Raw genomic sequence first — 14,287 nt, 5'->3', positions numbered from 1 at the left:
GCGCGATGGGGTTCTCCGGCAGAATGGCAAGCCGCTGGGGCCGCAGTGTGGTAGCCGGTTATCGCGACACGACGGCGACCACGGTTTGGCCTATCATCAACGTTTTTCCACTGATGAATGATCCTGATGACTGCTGCTACCCTGGCCACTGAACTTGCAACCAGCGACATGCTCGTAATCGATGGGCTGCATGCCTTTGATTTCACCTTCGATGATCGGCAGTTACTGATCAAGAGCATGGACGGTCGGGCCGAGAAACGCTGGGCGTTCAGCATCGCCCAGGTGCAGGCCGCGACGTTCGATGAAACCTTGCAAAGCTGGACCCTCAGCGGTGACTCGGGCGAGCACCGCCTGGTGTGCCTGAGCGCCATCACTGGCAGCAACGAAGACGAGGACGACGAACATGCTGATGCGTAAATTCTGGCCCCTGCTGATGGCCGGCAGTGTCGGCGCGATGTCGGCCCAGGCCGCGCCGCTCGAGACCTTTGCACTGCTGGTGGGCAGCTACACGGCAGGTACCAGCGAAGGTATCTACCGCCTGCAGTTCGACAGCCGTACCGGCCAGCTCAGCGGCGCGCCGGTGCTGGCGGCCAAGGCGCAGAACCCGTCCTGGCTGACCCTGTCCCAGGACCAGCAACACCTGTTCGTGGTCAATGAAAACGGCCCCGGCCAACAAGACCCGGTGGGGCGCGTGAGCAGCTACCGCATTGACCCGGCCAACCAGCAACTGACCCTGGTCAATCAGGTGCAGAGCCTGGGCAACGAACCCACCCATTCCAGTCTGGCCGCCGATGGGCGCTACCTGTTTGTCGCCAACTATTCGGTGTTGGAAGATCCGGGCGGCAGCCTGGCCGTCCTGCCGGTGGATGCCGCAGGCAAGCTGTCGCCGCCGGTGCAACTGAGCGCGCACCCGGCCAGCCGGGTCAACCCTGAGCGCCAGGCGTCCAACCACGTGCATTCAGTGGTGTCGTCACCCGATGGCAAGTACGTGTTTGTGCAGGACCTGGGGGCGGACAAGGTCTTTGCCTACCGCTACGACCCCAAGGCCAACCACGAACAGCCGCTGACCCCGGCTGATCCGGCTTTCGTGCAGTTACCGCCGGGCAGTGGCCCGCGCCACCTGTTGTTCAGCGCCGATGGCAAGCATGCCTGGCTGACCACCGAGATGAGCGCGCAGGTGGCGGTGTACGACTACCAGGACGGCAGGCTGACCCAGCGCCAACTGGTGGACTTTGCCGCCGGGCAGCCGCTGTCGGACAAGGCTGGCGCTGCGCTGCACGCTTCCAGCGATGGCAGGTTCCTCTACGTCAGCAATCGTGGCACCGCCAACCAGATCGTGGTGTTTGCCATTGATCCTGCCACCGCGCAGCTCACAGAGATCCAGCGCCGCACGGTGGAAGGCGACCATCCCCGTGAGTTCAGCCTCGACCCGAGCGGCAAGTTCTTGCTGATTGCCAACCAGAAGAGCAACCAGATTGTGGTGATCGCGCGTGACACCCAGACCGGTCAACTGGGCAAAACCGTACAAAAACTGCCGATTGATGCCCCCAGCGACCTCAAGTTCCTGGTGCGTCAATAAGCCACAGGCCCCGCCGTGCGGGGCCTGACTCCTTGTATCAATCCCAGTGATAACGGCTACTGTTTCAAAGCATTTCAGCCAGCCGGAACCCAGGCGTAAGTTTGCTCCAAGGCCTTCACAAGCCATCCAGCCAACTGAACACAAGGGTTACCGCCATGAACTTCAATCTCTTCTCGATCATCGCCGCCTCCGCTGTTTCCGCCACCGTGGCCTTGCCAGCCAGCGCCAGCGTGGAGATCAGCAGCAAAAAATCCAGCACCAGCGCCTACACCCAGAAATACCTGCAACAGAGCGCCAACTTCTATGCCGCCCTGGATCACAAGACCCAAGGCTGACACGCCAAGGCTGCACCGTGGCTACGGGTTTTTGGCCATGGATTGGACAAACAGCGGCGACGCCAAAAACCGCTCCAGCCACTGCTGCAAGTGCACATAAGGCGTCGTTGCAAACCACTCCCGGTCCACATGGGCAAACTGGCGCACAAACGGCGCCAGTGCCACATCCGCCAGGCTCAGGTGATCGGCCAGCAGGTAGTCGCGCTGCGTCAGCAATCCTTCAAGCTTGCGCAAAAACACCTCGCCCTCGGCCCGATAGTGTTCCATCGGCTGCTCCGGGTAGCGCTCGGCGTATTTGTAGCGATTCAAATGTTCCTTGAAGGCCTGGTCATTCTCGGCAATCAACGCTGCCATCAGCCCCTGCGCCGCCGGATCCTCCTTGAGCAGCCAATCTTCGGGATCATGCTGCGCCAATGCCCAGCCCATGATCGCCAGGCTCTCGTCGAGCACCTGGCCGCCCACACTCAACACCGGCACCGTGCCCTTGGGTGACAGGGCCAGCATCTGCGCCGGCTTGGCCTTGAGGCTGACTTCGACCACCTGCACCGCCACCGCGCAATAGCGCAAGGCCATCCGCGCGCGCATGGCGTAGGGGCAGCGGCGAAACGAATACAACACCCCTTCGCTCATTTCACCTCCAGGGTGCTCAACCCATTGCCCTGGCGCTTGACCTGGATCTGCACCGGAATTCGCTCGTGCATTTCCTGTACGTGGGAAATCACCGCCACCTTGCGCCCCTGGGCCTGCAAGCCGTCGAGGGCGTCCATGGCCAATTGCAGGGATTCGGGGTCCAGGCTGCCGAAGCCTTCATCGATAAACAACGACTCGATCTTCAGCGTGCTGGAGGCCATCGACGCCAGCCCCAGGGCCAGTGCCAGGGAGACAAGGAACGTCTCGCCGCCGGACAGCGAATGCACCGAGCGCAGTTCATCGCCCATTTCCGTGTCCAGTACCAGCAGGCCCAGCATGCTGCCGCCGCGCTTGAGGCGGTAGCGGCGCACCAGTTGGCGCAATTGCACGTTGGCGTGGTGTACCAGCAGGTCGAGGTTGTAGGCCTGGGCGAACTTGCGGAACTTGTCGCCGGTGGCCGAGCCGATCAGCGCATCGAGCCGCGCCCAGCGCTGCCACTCCTCATAGGCCTTGGCGGTGGTGAGCGCCAGGCTCTGGTTGGCGTCCTGGCGCCGCTGGTCTTCGGCTTGTTGCGCGCGCAGTTCGGCGCAGTGTTTTTCGCCGCCAAGCAGTTGCTGGTTCAGCTCGGCCAGGGCGCTGTCCAGCTGTTCGGCGTCAAGGTTGCCGTTGTGCAGGGCCTGGTGGTCCTTGAGGCGTTGCTCGCGTTCTTGCAGCAGGACCTTGGCCTGTTCGATGGCTTTTTCGCTGTGCTGTACCTGCTGGCGCAGTTCGCTGACCCCAGCCTCGTCGAAGGCCAGCAGATGTGCCAGGCCTGCGTCGTCGAGCTGCGGATGCTGGGCGCGCCACTCGCTGATACGGCTGTGCAACGCCTGGAGTTCGCTGTCCAGGGCTTGCTGGCGCTCCTGGCGGGCCTTGAGGTCGGCGGCCAGTTGGATCAGTTCGCTGCGGGTGTCCTGCAACTGTTGATTGGCCTGGGTCTCGCTGTGACGGGCCTGTTCCACGGCCTGTTCGAGCTGCTGCTGCCAGTGCTCGGCGCTGGCATGTGTGCCCAGCAGGGCGCTGAGTTTTTCCTGGGTGGCCTGCTGTTGCTGGGTCAACTCGGCCAACTGCTGGTGCTGCACGGCCAATTGTTGCTGGCGATGCTGCTGGCGGTCCTGTTCTTTTTCGATGGCTTGCTGGCGCTGTTGCTGCTCGGCCAGTTCATCCTTCTGGTAGCCAAGCTGCTCCAGGCGCTGGCTGATCTGCTGGTCCAGCAGCATGAACGTCGCCGCCGGCTGCGTGCGCAGGCCTTCGAGGGTCTCGGCCGGGAGCAGGCTGGCGAAAGCATTGAGCTCTTCGTCCAGGCGCTCGCGGTCGCTGGCCAGTTCCCGTTGCTGGTCGATCAACTGCTGGCGGGCTTGCTGGCTGGCATCCTGGGCGGCTTGCAGCTGTTGCTGCAGGCGCCCGGCATTTTGTTGCAGGTTGAGCAGGGCGCCCTGGCGCTGTTCGTCCTGGGTGATGCTCTGGCTGAGCTGGCCCAACTGCTGCGCCAGCCAGGCGCTGCGTTTGCCGCTGTCCTGGTTGAACAGCGCGGCGCTCAGCGGGTGGGCCTCGAGGCTCGGCGCCAGGCCCTGGAGCTGGGTCGCCAATTGCTCTTGCTGCTGCAGGAATTCTTTTTGCTGGGCGATCAAGCCGCCGACTGCAGCGCGCAGTTCGGTGAGCGTTTCCTTGAGGGTGTCGACCGCTTTCTGCGCATTGGCTTCTTCGCTTTCATCATGGCGCGTGAGGCTGTGCAACAGGGCTTCGGGCTGGTGATACGGATGCTCGACGCTGCCGCACACCGGGCAGGGTTGCTCATCCTGCAATTGCCCGCGCAGCTCCTCGACACTGGCGCTGCGTGCCAGCCGCTGGCGTTCCAGTAACTGCTTGGTCACGCTCAGGGTCTGCTCGGCCACTGTCAGCTCGGCCTTGGCTTGCAGGCCGGTCTGGTTCAGTTGCTCGCGCTGTTGCTGGGCACTGGCCTGTCTTTGGGCCAGCTCCTGTTGCTGCTGGTCCAATTGCTGCTGGCTGTCCCACAGCCGCGTCAGGTCTTCGAAGGCCCGTTGCTGCTTGCGATTGTCCTTGAGCAGGCTGTCGAGCAACTGGATCTGTTCGGCCACCGCATGGGGCTCGGCCCCGGCTTCCTGATACAGCAACTCCAGGGCCGTGCGTTGCTGGGTCCATTGCTCGCTGGCGCGGTTGGCGCGTTCTTCCAGTTGCGGCAGTTCGGCCTGGCCCTTGTTCAGGCGATTGCCGATCAGCATCAGTTGTTGCAGACGGTCGCGGTAGGCGTTCCAGGCGTCGCTCAAGGGCGCGAGGGTGGCGCTGCGTTCCAGTTGCGCCGCCAGTTGTTGCAGGCGGCTGGCAACCTGTTGCTGCTGGGTGTGCAACGTGTCGAGCGCGGCTTGGCCTTCGGTGCAGGCGGCTTGCCCCAGTTTTTGCTGTTCACTGCTTTGGGCCAGCTCGCGGGTCAGGCGGGCGAGGCTGCTTTGTTCCTCGAAGGCCTGGCGCAGCAACGGCACGGCTTCGGTCTGCTGTTGCAAGGCGGCGGCCAAGGCGCTGTGTGCGCTGGCTTGCTGCTGTTGCAGTTGCTCCTGGCGTGCGTGCAGGGCGGTTTGTTGCTCAAGGTGCTGGCGGATCTGCGCGGCCAGGGGCTCCAATTGGCCGTTCAGTTCGCTATGCCGCGCAAAATGATGACGCTGCGGCGCCAGTTGCTCCAGGCGGCTCAAGTCCAGGCGTTGCGGGCCCTGGGTGTGCCATGCCTGCTCGGCCTGTTGCAATTGCTCGGCCGCACTGTGTTGGCGCTCCTGCCACTCGCGCAGTTCCTTGAGCCAGGTGTGTTGCAGTTCCAGTTGCTTGAGCTGGGCCTGCTGGGTCTTGAGTTGCTGCTGGGCCGCGCTCAATTGTTGATCCAGCTCGGCGCGGGCCTCGGCTGGCAACGGCGTGACGCCAGTGGCCTGGTCTTGCAGCAGCTTGTGGGCTTCCTTGGCCTCCCGCGCCTTGATGAACGCGCGCTGGCCCAACTGGGTGTAGAGCGCGGTGTCGGTGAGCTTTTCCAGCAGCTCGCTGCGCTCGTTATCGTTGGCCTTGAGAAAGGCGCTGAACTCACTTTGCGCCAGCAGCACCGCACGGGTGAACTGTTCAAAGTTCAAGCCCAGGGCCAGCTCCAGTTGCGTCTTGTATTCGGTCTTCTGGCTGGCCAGCAGTTGCTCGCTGTCCAGGTCGATCAGGCTTTGCCGGCTGTTCTGCAGCTTGCCGCTGGCCTTGTCGCGGGCGCGATTGGCCTCCCAGCGCGCGCGGTAGCGCCGGCCGCTGACGCCGACAAAGTCCACTTCGGCATACCCGCCGCCGGTACCGCGGCGGATCAGGGTGCGCGGGTCGCCGATGGAGATATCGGTATCGGCATCGGGCATTTTTGCCTGGCCGGTGTCGCCCAGGCGTGGCACGGCGCCAAACAGCGCCAGGCACAAGGCATCGAGCAAGGTACTTTTGCCGGCGCCGGTGGGCCCGGTGATCGCAAACAACCCGGCGCTGGCCAGGGGCTCGGCGGTAAAGTCGATTTCGAACGGCCCGGCCAGGGACGCGAGATTTTTCAGGCGGATGGCGAGGATCTTCATGGCTGTTGCTCCTCGTGTTGCACGTCCTGGAGCAACACGGCGAAATCCTTGAGGGTCTGTTCGTCCACGTCACTGCCATAGCTTTCCTGCCAGGCGCGGCTGAACAATTCCTGGGGCGTGAGCTGGTCGAGTTCGATCAACGGCTCATCGCCTTGGTCCTGACGCGCGCCGCTGCCGGCGTACTCGGCGGCGATGCGCACCAGGCGCACGGCCTTGCCCAGCAGGGCGTTTTCCACTTGCTGGCGCAGGTCAGGCTGGGGTTCGTCGAGGCGCACGCGCACCTCCAGCCAGGGCTGGCGCTGGGTGTCGGCCAGCAGATCGACGTCGGGCAACTGCGCCAGTTGCTTGAGGATCTCGGCCAGGGGCGCGGCGTCCAGGCGTTGCAGATGCACGGCGCGGGGGATCAGGCGCGGTTCGACGCTGACCAGGGTTGCACCGTCCAGTTGCACGTCGAGGATCTGGTGTTGATAGCCGATTTCGGAAAATGACAGCGGGATCGGCGAGCCGCAATAACGGATGCGTTCCTCGCCATTGACCCGCTGGGGCTTGTGCAAGTGGCCGAGGGCGACATAGCTGACACTGGCATCGAACAGACTGGCCGGCAGCGCTTCGGCATTGCCGATGATCAGGCTGCGCTCGGAGTCTTCCGACACCGAGCCACCGGCCATATGTGCGTGGCTGATGGCAACCAGCGCCTGGCCCGGTTGGCGCTTGGCGTTGGCTGCGGCGATCAGGCGCTCATGCACCTGGCCGATGCCCTTGAGGTAATCGTCGCCCAACAGCGCACCGGTGACTTCGGCCGGGCGCAGGAACGGCAGCGCCAGGCACCAGCCGGCCACGGCGCCGGTTTTGTCCGGCAGGGCAATCAGCAAGCGCTCCACATCCAGTTGCCCGTCATCCAGCCACAGCACCCGGCCCAGGGCATGGGTACGCAAACGCCGCATCAATGGCGCCGGCAGCTCAATGCGCGAGCCGGAGTCGTGGTTGCCGGCGATCATCACAACGGTCAGGTCGGGGTTCTGTTCATGGGCGTTGATGATGAAGTCATACAGACGCTCCTGGGCCTTGAGGGGCGGGTTGACCGTATCGAAGATATCGCCAGCGATCAGCAGCACATCGGGGCCGTGCAGCTTGATCTGGCCCAGCAGCCAGTCGAGGAAACAAGCGTGCTCGAAGTCGCGTTCCTGGCCGTGGAGGTTTTGGCCCAGGTGCCAGTCGGAGGTGTGAAACAGACGCAAGGCGAACTCCGTGGGGGAATAGGTAAAGGAGCGGAGTTTACCTGTAATGGTAACGAGGCGCCCAAGATCAAGAACCGAGCGCGAAGCTGCATCCTTTGTAGGAGCTGGCTTGCCGGCGATGGCGATGGGTCAGCCAAGACATTTATCGGCTGATACACCGCCATCTCTAACGCATGGCCTTCGCATCCACGCAGGCTGCGTGTGGAAGGTCAATGGGGTTTGAGGCAGTCGAGCGCACGGTCGGCCAGGATTTTCGCCTTGTCTATCAAATGCTCGGTGGCGCCTGCCATGTGCCGTTGATTGCCGGTCAGCCCTTGGGTGGTGCCGGCTGCGGTGGCGGCTGCGCAGCGCAGCAGGTCGCTGATTTGGGCAAGGGCGTCTTCAAAACTGAGGTCTTGATGCACGGTGAAGGAAGGGGGCGAGGCGGGTTGTAGGTAGTGGCTCAGGGCGCGGTCAAATATTTCGCGGTCGGGGGTGAAGCGGGGTGGGTCGGGGACGATTTTGTTCATGCATAAGCTCCTACTGAAAAGGGAGCCATCCCGATGTCGGTCTCACTCGACAAAAAGGTGGCAGCTATGTGCAGGGTGAGAATACCGGACAGTAGGACTCCGGCCAGACCGAAGTCTGCCCGCACACAGCCGCCATAGAACATGGTAATGACGGTAGTGGCGCTTGGCGCCTACTGGTTGGCAGGTTCTCACACCCGATCGCTGATGCTCAGCGAAGGAGCGAAGGCTAGCCAGTGGACTGTGCAGGCGCAAGACCGAAGGATTGTCTAGGGAACGTCCTGCAAATTAAAGGGATATGGATTGCTGGCCTTTAACAATCTGTGACGAGCCCTCCAACGCCAGAGCGCGAAGCTGCATTCCCCTGTGGGAGCTGGCTTGCCTGCGATGGCGCTGGGTCAGCCAACACATTTATCGACTAATACACCGCCATCGCAGGCGAGCCAGCTCCTACAGCTGAGTTCACCGTCGGTACAGCGTGGGCGGTTACTTGGGATACAGCGGCGGCAAGCTGGTGCTGTCGGCCACCGGGGCCTGTTCGCGTTCGGCCATGGGAATGGCCTTGACTGCCCGCCACAACTCTTCGCCCTGCCAATACTGGCCGCTTTCGCTGTAGAGCGCGCCGTTCAACCCATCCAGGGCATCGGACAGCGGCACAAACCGCGCCGCCATCTCTGCCAGGGTTTCCGGTTGCTGGCGTGCCCAGGCGTCCAGCGCCTGGCGCGTGGCCTGGGGGTCGTTGGCCTGGCTCGCACGCCGCAGGTCGTCGAGCAAGGTGCGGGGGCTGGGCCCGGTCTGGGCGGCGCGTTGGATCGCCGGGCGCGAGCGGGCGCGCCACCACAGGCCGAAGCCGAGCAGGGTGGTGCAGGCGAGGAACAGGCTGGTGAGCTGCCAGATCCACAGGCGGCCATCGTCCGGTGCGGTGATCACGGTGGGGGTGGCCGGGGTGTCGACCACCAGGCTCGGGTTGACCGCCACCTGCAGGGTGCGGGCCGGCAGGCTGGTGCGCTCCAGGTGGTCTTCGTGGGTGTTCCACCACACCACTTCCACGGCGGGCAATTCCAGGGCGCCGGCGCGGTTGGGTACCAGGGCTTCGCGGTCTTCACGGCTGCCGATCACCCCGCGCTCGCTGTTCTGGTTGCTCAGCACCGGCTGGTCGGGGTAGCGCCGCAGGCCGGCGATTTCGGTGCTGGGCAGCGCGGGCAACTGGGCGCTGGCCAGGCCTTCGGCCTTGAGGGTAAGGATGCGGGTCAGGGAGTCGCCGACCTGCACGTTTGTAGGTTCCGGGTTCCAGCTTTCGCCCAGGCTCAGGCTGCGCGCCGGCAGCCAGGGGGCGTCCGCTGGATAGAGCGCAGGCTTGGGCTTGACCGTGAGGGGGATCTCGGTGGAATTGACATGCAACAGCTTGCCGGGCCTGGGCGCCTGGGGCGCGGTGCCCTGGGCCGGGCGTGGTTCGACCATGGTGGCGCTGAACATTTGCGCGGGGATCAGCAGTTGCCCGCTGTGCTGCGGGTAGATCCCATAACGCATTTCGATCACGCCATGGCGCACGCCGTTGATGACTTTTTCATAGGTGCGCGAATCACCCACTGGCTCGACGCGCGCGTCAGACAACTGCAAGGGCGTAAGGACGCTGTCGTCATACAGCGCCACCGAATGGTAGATACGCACGGTCAGCAGGGCCTGGGCCTGCACATATACGCTGTCCTCATCGAGGTTGGCTTCGATGAATACTGGTTCGAGCTGGTTGTCGCTGTCCTGGCCGAGGGTTTCGTCCACTTGCAGGCTGATCGGCTGGGTCTTGAATTCGCCCAGTTGCAGCGCTGGGATCACCACAGTGCCGGTGGTCTTGGGCTGCAAGGTGATGATCCAGCGGGTGGTGGCGTGGTTGCTGCCGTCGAGGGTGGTGAGCTGGTTGATCTGGCGGGTGCCGCGTACGTCGAACAGCGGGTCGAGGGGCGACAGGTCCGGCTTGCCGAACTGGGTAACGTCATCGGACTCGATTGTCAGCTCCACCGTTTCCCCGGAATTGACGCGGCTGCGGTCGATACTGGCGGCCAGGTCGGCCGCCTGGGCGTGACCGGCCCACAGCGCTAGCGATAAGACAAATGGGGTGCAGCGGCTCATCGAGTCTTGTCCTGATGTTGTTGCTGTTCGTACCAGAATTTGCGTCGCAACAACTCTCCGGGGTTGTCCGGGATCTGTCGCAGCCATTGTTCCAGGGCCTGGCGGTGCTCCTCGTCGAGGTTGGCATCGGCCGGGCGCAAGGGGGGCGTGGTGGTCTGTTCGTCGCCCAGTTCGCTGCCGGGTACTTCGTTGTTGCCCGCGGTGGGCGGGGTGCCGGTTTGTGTCTCGCCGGTGCCCGCCTGGCCTGCGCCCTGGGGCGATTGCTCGCCGCCGTTGGTTTGCTGGCTGTTGTCGCCTGGTTGCGCAGTTTGGCCGGGTTGGGGGGATTCGTCATCCTCGTTTTTTTCGGGTGCTGGCGGCTCGGGCTCCGGTTCTTCAAGGAGCAGGCGTTCCACCAGGGCTTTGTTTTTCAGGGCCGGCTGCAGGTCGGGCTGGGCTTCCAGGGCCTGTTCATAGGCGTCTATCGCGGCTTCCAGCTCGCCGGCGCGGGCCAGGGCGTTGCCTCGATTGTAGTGGGAGTAGGCGTCACTGCCCTCGGCAAAGCGCCGGGCCGCCTCGGCGTAGTTGCCCGCTTCATACAGGGCCACACCTTGCCATTGTGGGTTCTCAAAGTGTTCGGCGGCTTCGGCCGGGCGTTTGTGCTTGAGCAGGTACTGGCCTTGTTGGTCGGGGCGCAGCCACAGGTCATCAAAGCTGAACGCATAGCTTGGTTGCGGCGCCGCCAGCAGTAGCAGCGGCAGGCAGAACAGCCAGCCACGGCGCCCGGCGCAGGCGGCGAGCAGCAGCAGGGGCAGCAAAAACCAGTAACCCTGGTCGGCCCAGGTATCCAGTTGCAGGCGCTGGCCGTCGTCGCGCAGGTTTTGCGGGCCGTCCAGCAGGCCCAGGCTGCGCAGGTCTTTGTCGTCCAGGCGGGCCTGACGATAGCGGCCGCCCATTTCACTGGCGAAGGCCTTGAGCGTCGGGCTGTCCAGGCGCGGGATGAGGATCGCGCCTTGTTCGTCCTTGAGGAACTCGCCGCTTTCCTGAGTCACCGGCGTGCCTTCACGGCTGCCAATGCCCAGGATCGACAGGCTCGGTGCCTGCCCTTGCAGCAGCAGGCGAATGCCCTGGCGCTCCTGCTTGGACAGCGACGAGCCAATCAACAACAGGCGACCCTGGCCCAGGCCGCCGTGCTTGAGCAGGCCCAGGGCTTTTTCCACCGCGAGGTCAGCGCGATGGCCGGCCTCGGGCATGATCGACGGGCGCAGGGCTTCCAGAAGGTTGCGGCTGGTGGCCAGGTCGTCGGACAGCGGCACCAGTGTGTGGGCGCTACCGGCATACACGACGATGGCGGTCTGCGCGTCACTGCGCGCCTGCAGCAGGTCCACCAGCTTGCGCCGTGCCTGCTCCAGGCGGTTGGGCGGGCTGTCGGTGGCGAGCATCTCGGGGGTCAGTTCCAGCAACACCACCAGCGGGTCGGCGGGTTTCTGGCTGATCTGCTCGACCCGTTGCCAGCCTGGGCCGAGCAAGGCCAGCAGGGCCATCAGCCAGGCCAGGCCCAGCAGCAGCCACGGCGATTTGCTCTCCCGGCCATTGCCGCCACTGAGCAGGGCCGCGTGGAAGGCCGGCGGCAGGATCATCTGCCAGCGCCCAGCGCGTTTTTGCCGATGCCACAGTTGCCACAGCAACCAGCCGAGCACGGGCAGTAGCAACAACCACCAGGGACGGAACCAGTGCGGCCATAAAGCGATCATCGACGCCTCCGCAAACGCAGGCGTTGAAGGCGTTGGCGCCATTGTGGGTGCTGTTGCAGGAAATGGCCCTTGGTCGAGAGTTTATTGAGCAGCCGTTGCAAGGCGTTATCCGGCCAGCGTTCCTGGATCACCAACAGCAGGCTGAGAAACAGCGCCAGCGCCAGGGGCCCGCTATACAACGCCTGGGCCGGGCGGGCCTGGGTCGGCTGTTGCGCCACCGGCTCCAACTGGTCGAGGGTTTGCTTGATCGCTTGCAGCTCGGCACCGTCATGGGCGCGGAAATATTGCCCGCCGGTCGCCGCGGCGATGGCCTTGAGCGCCGGCTCGTCCAGATCCAGGCTGGGATTGAGGCCGAGCATGCCCAGGGTCCCGGTCTGTTCGGGGTTGGCGCCAATGCCGATGGGGTAGATCTTCACGCCTTCTTCGGCGGCCAGGCGGGCGGCGGTCAGTGGGTCGATTTCGCCGCCGTTGTTGGCGCCGTCGGTGACCAGGATCAACACCCGGCTTTGTGCCGGGCGTTGCCGCAGGCGCTTGAGGGCCAGGCCGATGGCGTCGCCAATCGCGGTATTTTTTCCGGCAATGCCGATGCGCGCCTCATCCAGCCAGGTGCGCACGGTACGCCGGTCGAAGGTCAGCGGCGCTTGCAGGTAGGCCTGGCTGCCAAACAGGATCAGGCCCACGCGATCGCCTTCGCGGCTTTCGAGAAAGTCCCCCAGCAGGTGCTTGACCAGGCTCAGGCGGCTGACGTCTTCGTCCTGCCATTGCATATCGGGGAAGTCCATGGAGCCCGACACATCCACCGCCACCAGCAGGTCGCGGCCGCTGGCGGCAATCGGCAGCGGCTCGCCGAGCCATTCCGGGCGTGCGGCGGCGGTCAGCAACAACAGCCACAGCACCACGAACGGCGCTTGTTGGCGCCAACCCGGCAGATTGATGCGCGCACGGCGCCGGGCCAGGCCTTCGAGGTCGCCCAGGAAACTGACCTTCAACGCCGGCTCGCCGCTGTCGGCCACTGGCAGGATCAGGCGCATCACCCACGGCAAGGGCAACAGGGCAAAGACCCACGGCCAGGCGAACTCAAACATGTTTGCGAATCCAGGTGTCGACCGCTTGCGTGAGGCCGGCGATGGCCTTGTCGTCGAGCTTGCATTCGGGTTTGTAGGCGCCTTCCACCAGGACCATCCAGCGCGTCAGGCCGGCCGCCGGGCAGCGGTTGTCAAGAAAGGCCAGCCATTTGCGCCCGTTGAGGGTGTGGCTCTGGCTGTAGGGGTAGTCGTTGCGGCACAGGCGTTTGAGCAGGCCATTGAGCTGCTGCAGCCAGGCGCCGGCCGGTGCGCCATCGTAGGGTTTGGGCATCAGCGCCAGCTCCGCGAGGGCGGCGATACGCAGAGGGTCCAGCGGTTGCTCGGCCCGGGCCAGCGGGCGTTTGCCGGGCAGAAAGCGCCGCAGCCACCACACGCCCCAGCCCGCCAGGGGGATCAGCACCAGCAACAGCCACCAGCCCGGCGCCGGTGGCCAGAAACCAATGGCCGGCGGGGCGATCAGCGGTTGCAACGAGTCCAGGCTGCTCATGGCTTTTTCACCGGGCGCTGCGGGTTGAGGTATTCACGTAGCTGCTCGACCATTTCGCTCTGGGTACTCAATGGCATCAGCAGCACCCGCAGCTTCTGCGCGAGCAGTTCCCAACGGGCGATGCGTGCTTCGGCCTGGGCCTTGTAGGCCTGGCGCAGCTCGAAGTTCAAGGTGTCGATTTCCAGTTGTGCGCCGCGCTCGGCAAAACGCAGCAGGCCGGCGGCGGGGAGGGCGTGGTCCAGCGGGTCTGAGACCGGCAGCAGCAGCAGGTCGCAATGGCGCGACAGCAGGCTCAGTTGCTGCTCGGCGCCTTCGGTCAGGGCGCGTTCATCGCAGATCACGATAACCAGGCTGCCGGGGCGCAGTACCTCGCGGCCACGGCGCAGGGCCATGCCCAGGGCATCGGCTTCGGGGCGGCTCTCGGTGTTGAGGCTCTGATTGACCCGCACCAGGCGGTTGAGCAGTTGCAGCAGGCTTTGTTTGCTGCGCCGGGGCTTGATCTCGTAGTGCTCGTTATCCCCGAACACCAGGCCGCCGACCCGGTCGTTGTGCCCCAGCGCGGCCCAGCCGATCAGGCTCGCGGCCTGGGCGGCGAGGACTGACTTGAACATCAGCCCGGAGCCGAAAAATAGCCGGCAGCTTTGCTCGACCATGATAAAGATCGGCCGCTCCCGCTCTTCATGGAACAGCTTGGTGTGCGGCTCCTGGGTGCGGGCGGTGACGCGCCAGTCGATGGTGCGCACATCGTCGCCGGCCTGGTACACCCGCACCTGGTCGAAGTCGACGCCGCGCCCGCGCAATTTGGAATGGTGCAGGCCGATCAGCGGGCTGCGTTGGCTCGGCGTGGAAAACAGTTGCACCTCCCGCACGCGATGCCGCATCTCGATCAATTCGCTGAGGGAAACACGGATTCCATCGCCGGCGTTCATGGG

The 14,287-nt window shown here is 64.6% G+C and carries 12 protein-coding genes; 3 read left to right on the top strand and 9 right to left on the bottom strand.

Features of this window, described 5'->3' with window-relative positions; all coding sequences use genetic code 11:
• Positions 1–126: 126 nt before the first annotated feature.
• From ACSSVH_RS15275 to ACSSVH_RS15265, 3 genes are all read left to right on the top strand, one after another.
• Positions 127–417 (top strand): DUF5629 family protein, encoded by a 291-nt coding sequence (locus ACSSVH_RS15275; RefSeq protein ID WP_492633402.1) that lies wholly within the window; start codon positions 127–129, stop codon positions 415–417.
• Positions 404–1,579, top strand: coding sequence for a lactonase family protein (locus tag ACSSVH_RS15270; RefSeq protein ID WP_169955769.1), 1,176 nt, complete (start codon positions 404–406; stop codon positions 1,577–1,579). The genes ACSSVH_RS15275 and ACSSVH_RS15270 overlap by 14 nt, the downstream gene beginning before the upstream one ends.
• Before the next feature lie 155 nt (positions 1,580–1,734).
• Positions 1,735–1,914, top strand: a complete 180-nt coding sequence (locus ACSSVH_RS15265) for a hypothetical protein (protein WP_169955768.1) — start codon at positions 1,735–1,737, stop codon at positions 1,912–1,914.
• Between the two features lie 21 nt (positions 1,915–1,935).
• On the opposite strand, the gene ACSSVH_RS15260 is transcribed toward ACSSVH_RS15265, so the two are convergent.
• From ACSSVH_RS15260 to ACSSVH_RS15220, 9 genes are all read right to left on the bottom strand, one after another.
• Positions 1,936–2,544 carry a glutathione S-transferase gene (locus ACSSVH_RS15260; protein WP_169955767.1) on the bottom strand — a complete coding sequence of 203 codons (609 nt, stop codon included), beginning with the start codon at positions 2,542–2,544 and terminating at the stop codon, positions 1,936–1,938.
• Entirely contained in the window at positions 2,541–6,179 is a 3,639-nt protein-coding gene (locus ACSSVH_RS15255) for an AAA family ATPase (RefSeq protein ID WP_432754317.1), read from the bottom strand. Before ACSSVH_RS15255 ends, ACSSVH_RS15260 begins: the two co-directional genes overlap by 4 nt.
• On the bottom strand, positions 6,176–7,417 hold the full coding sequence (locus tag ACSSVH_RS15250; protein WP_169955765.1) for an exonuclease SbcCD subunit D C-terminal domain-containing protein: 1,242 nt from the start codon (positions 7,415–7,417) through the stop codon (positions 6,176–6,178). The genes ACSSVH_RS15255 and ACSSVH_RS15250 overlap by 4 nt, the downstream gene beginning before the upstream one ends.
• A gap of 209 nt (positions 7,418–7,626) precedes the next feature.
• Positions 7,627–7,926, bottom strand: coding sequence for a DUF6124 family protein (locus tag ACSSVH_RS15245; RefSeq protein WP_170041060.1), 300 nt, complete (start codon positions 7,924–7,926; stop codon positions 7,627–7,629).
• Positions 7,927–8,409: 483 nt separating this feature from the next.
• A complete protein-coding gene (locus ACSSVH_RS15240) occupies positions 8,410–10,050 on the bottom strand; it encodes a BatD family protein (RefSeq protein WP_492633401.1) in 1,641 nt (546 codons plus the stop codon).
• Positions 10,047–11,783, bottom strand: coding sequence for a VWA domain-containing protein (locus ACSSVH_RS15235; RefSeq protein WP_492633400.1), 1,737 nt, complete (start codon positions 11,781–11,783; stop codon positions 10,047–10,049). The genes ACSSVH_RS15240 and ACSSVH_RS15235 overlap by 4 nt, the downstream gene beginning before the upstream one ends.
• Positions 11,780–12,868: a vWA domain-containing protein gene (locus ACSSVH_RS15230; RefSeq protein ID WP_169955762.1), complete on the bottom strand. Its 1,089-nt coding sequence runs from the start codon at positions 12,866–12,868 to the stop codon at positions 11,780–11,782. The genes ACSSVH_RS15235 and ACSSVH_RS15230 overlap by 4 nt, the downstream gene beginning before the upstream one ends.
• On the bottom strand, positions 12,861–13,355 hold the full coding sequence (locus ACSSVH_RS15225) for a DUF4381 domain-containing protein (protein WP_169955761.1): 495 nt from the start codon (positions 13,353–13,355) through the stop codon (positions 12,861–12,863). The genes ACSSVH_RS15230 and ACSSVH_RS15225 overlap by 8 nt, the downstream gene beginning before the upstream one ends.
• Positions 13,352–14,284: a DUF58 domain-containing protein gene (locus ACSSVH_RS15220; RefSeq protein WP_169955760.1), complete on the bottom strand. Its 933-nt coding sequence runs from the start codon at positions 14,282–14,284 to the stop codon at positions 13,352–13,354. Before ACSSVH_RS15220 ends, ACSSVH_RS15225 begins: the two co-directional genes overlap by 4 nt.
• Between the last annotated feature and the right edge of the window lie 3 nt (positions 14,285–14,287).

Source organism: Pseudomonas sp. HC1(2025) (assembly GCF_058742075.1).
This window is presented reverse-complemented; position numbering and strand designations above follow the sequence as displayed.

Excerpts from the sequence above, each read along its gene's own strand:
- ACSSVH_RS15260 (WP_169955767.1), bottom strand. The coding sequence starts at position 2,544 with ATGAGCGAAGGGGTGTTGTATTCGTTTCGCCGCTGCCCCTACGCCATG.
- ACSSVH_RS15240 (WP_492633401.1), bottom strand. The coding sequence starts at position 10,050 with ATGAGCCGCTGCACCCCATTTGTCTTATCGCTAGCGCTGTGGGCCGGT.
- ACSSVH_RS15225 (WP_169955761.1), bottom strand. The coding sequence starts at position 13,355 with ATGAGCAGCCTGGACTCGTTGCAACCGCTGATCGCCCCGCCGGCCATT.
- ACSSVH_RS15270 (WP_169955769.1), top strand. The coding sequence starts at position 404 with ATGCTGATGCGTAAATTCTGGCCCCTGCTGATGGCCGGCAGTGTCGGC.
- ACSSVH_RS15230 (WP_169955762.1), bottom strand. The coding sequence starts at position 12,868 with ATGTTTGAGTTCGCCTGGCCGTGGGTCTTTGCCCTGTTGCCCTTGCCG.
- ACSSVH_RS15275 (WP_492633402.1), top strand. The coding sequence starts at position 127 with ATGACTGCTGCTACCCTGGCCACTGAACTTGCAACCAGCGACATGCTC.
- ACSSVH_RS15265 (WP_169955768.1), top strand. The coding sequence starts at position 1,735 with ATGAACTTCAATCTCTTCTCGATCATCGCCGCCTCCGCTGTTTCCGCC.
- ACSSVH_RS15235 (WP_492633400.1), bottom strand. The coding sequence starts at position 11,783 with ATGATCGCTTTATGGCCGCACTGGTTCCGTCCCTGGTGGTTGTTGCTA.
- ACSSVH_RS15245 (WP_170041060.1), bottom strand. The coding sequence starts at position 7,926 with ATGAACAAAATCGTCCCCGACCCACCCCGCTTCACCCCCGACCGCGAA.
- ACSSVH_RS15220 (WP_169955760.1), bottom strand. The coding sequence starts at position 14,284 with ATGAACGCCGGCGATGGAATCCGTGTTTCCCTCAGCGAATTGATCGAG.
- ACSSVH_RS15255 (WP_432754317.1), bottom strand. The coding sequence starts at position 6,179 with ATGAAGATCCTCGCCATCCGCCTGAAAAATCTCGCGTCCCTGGCCGGG.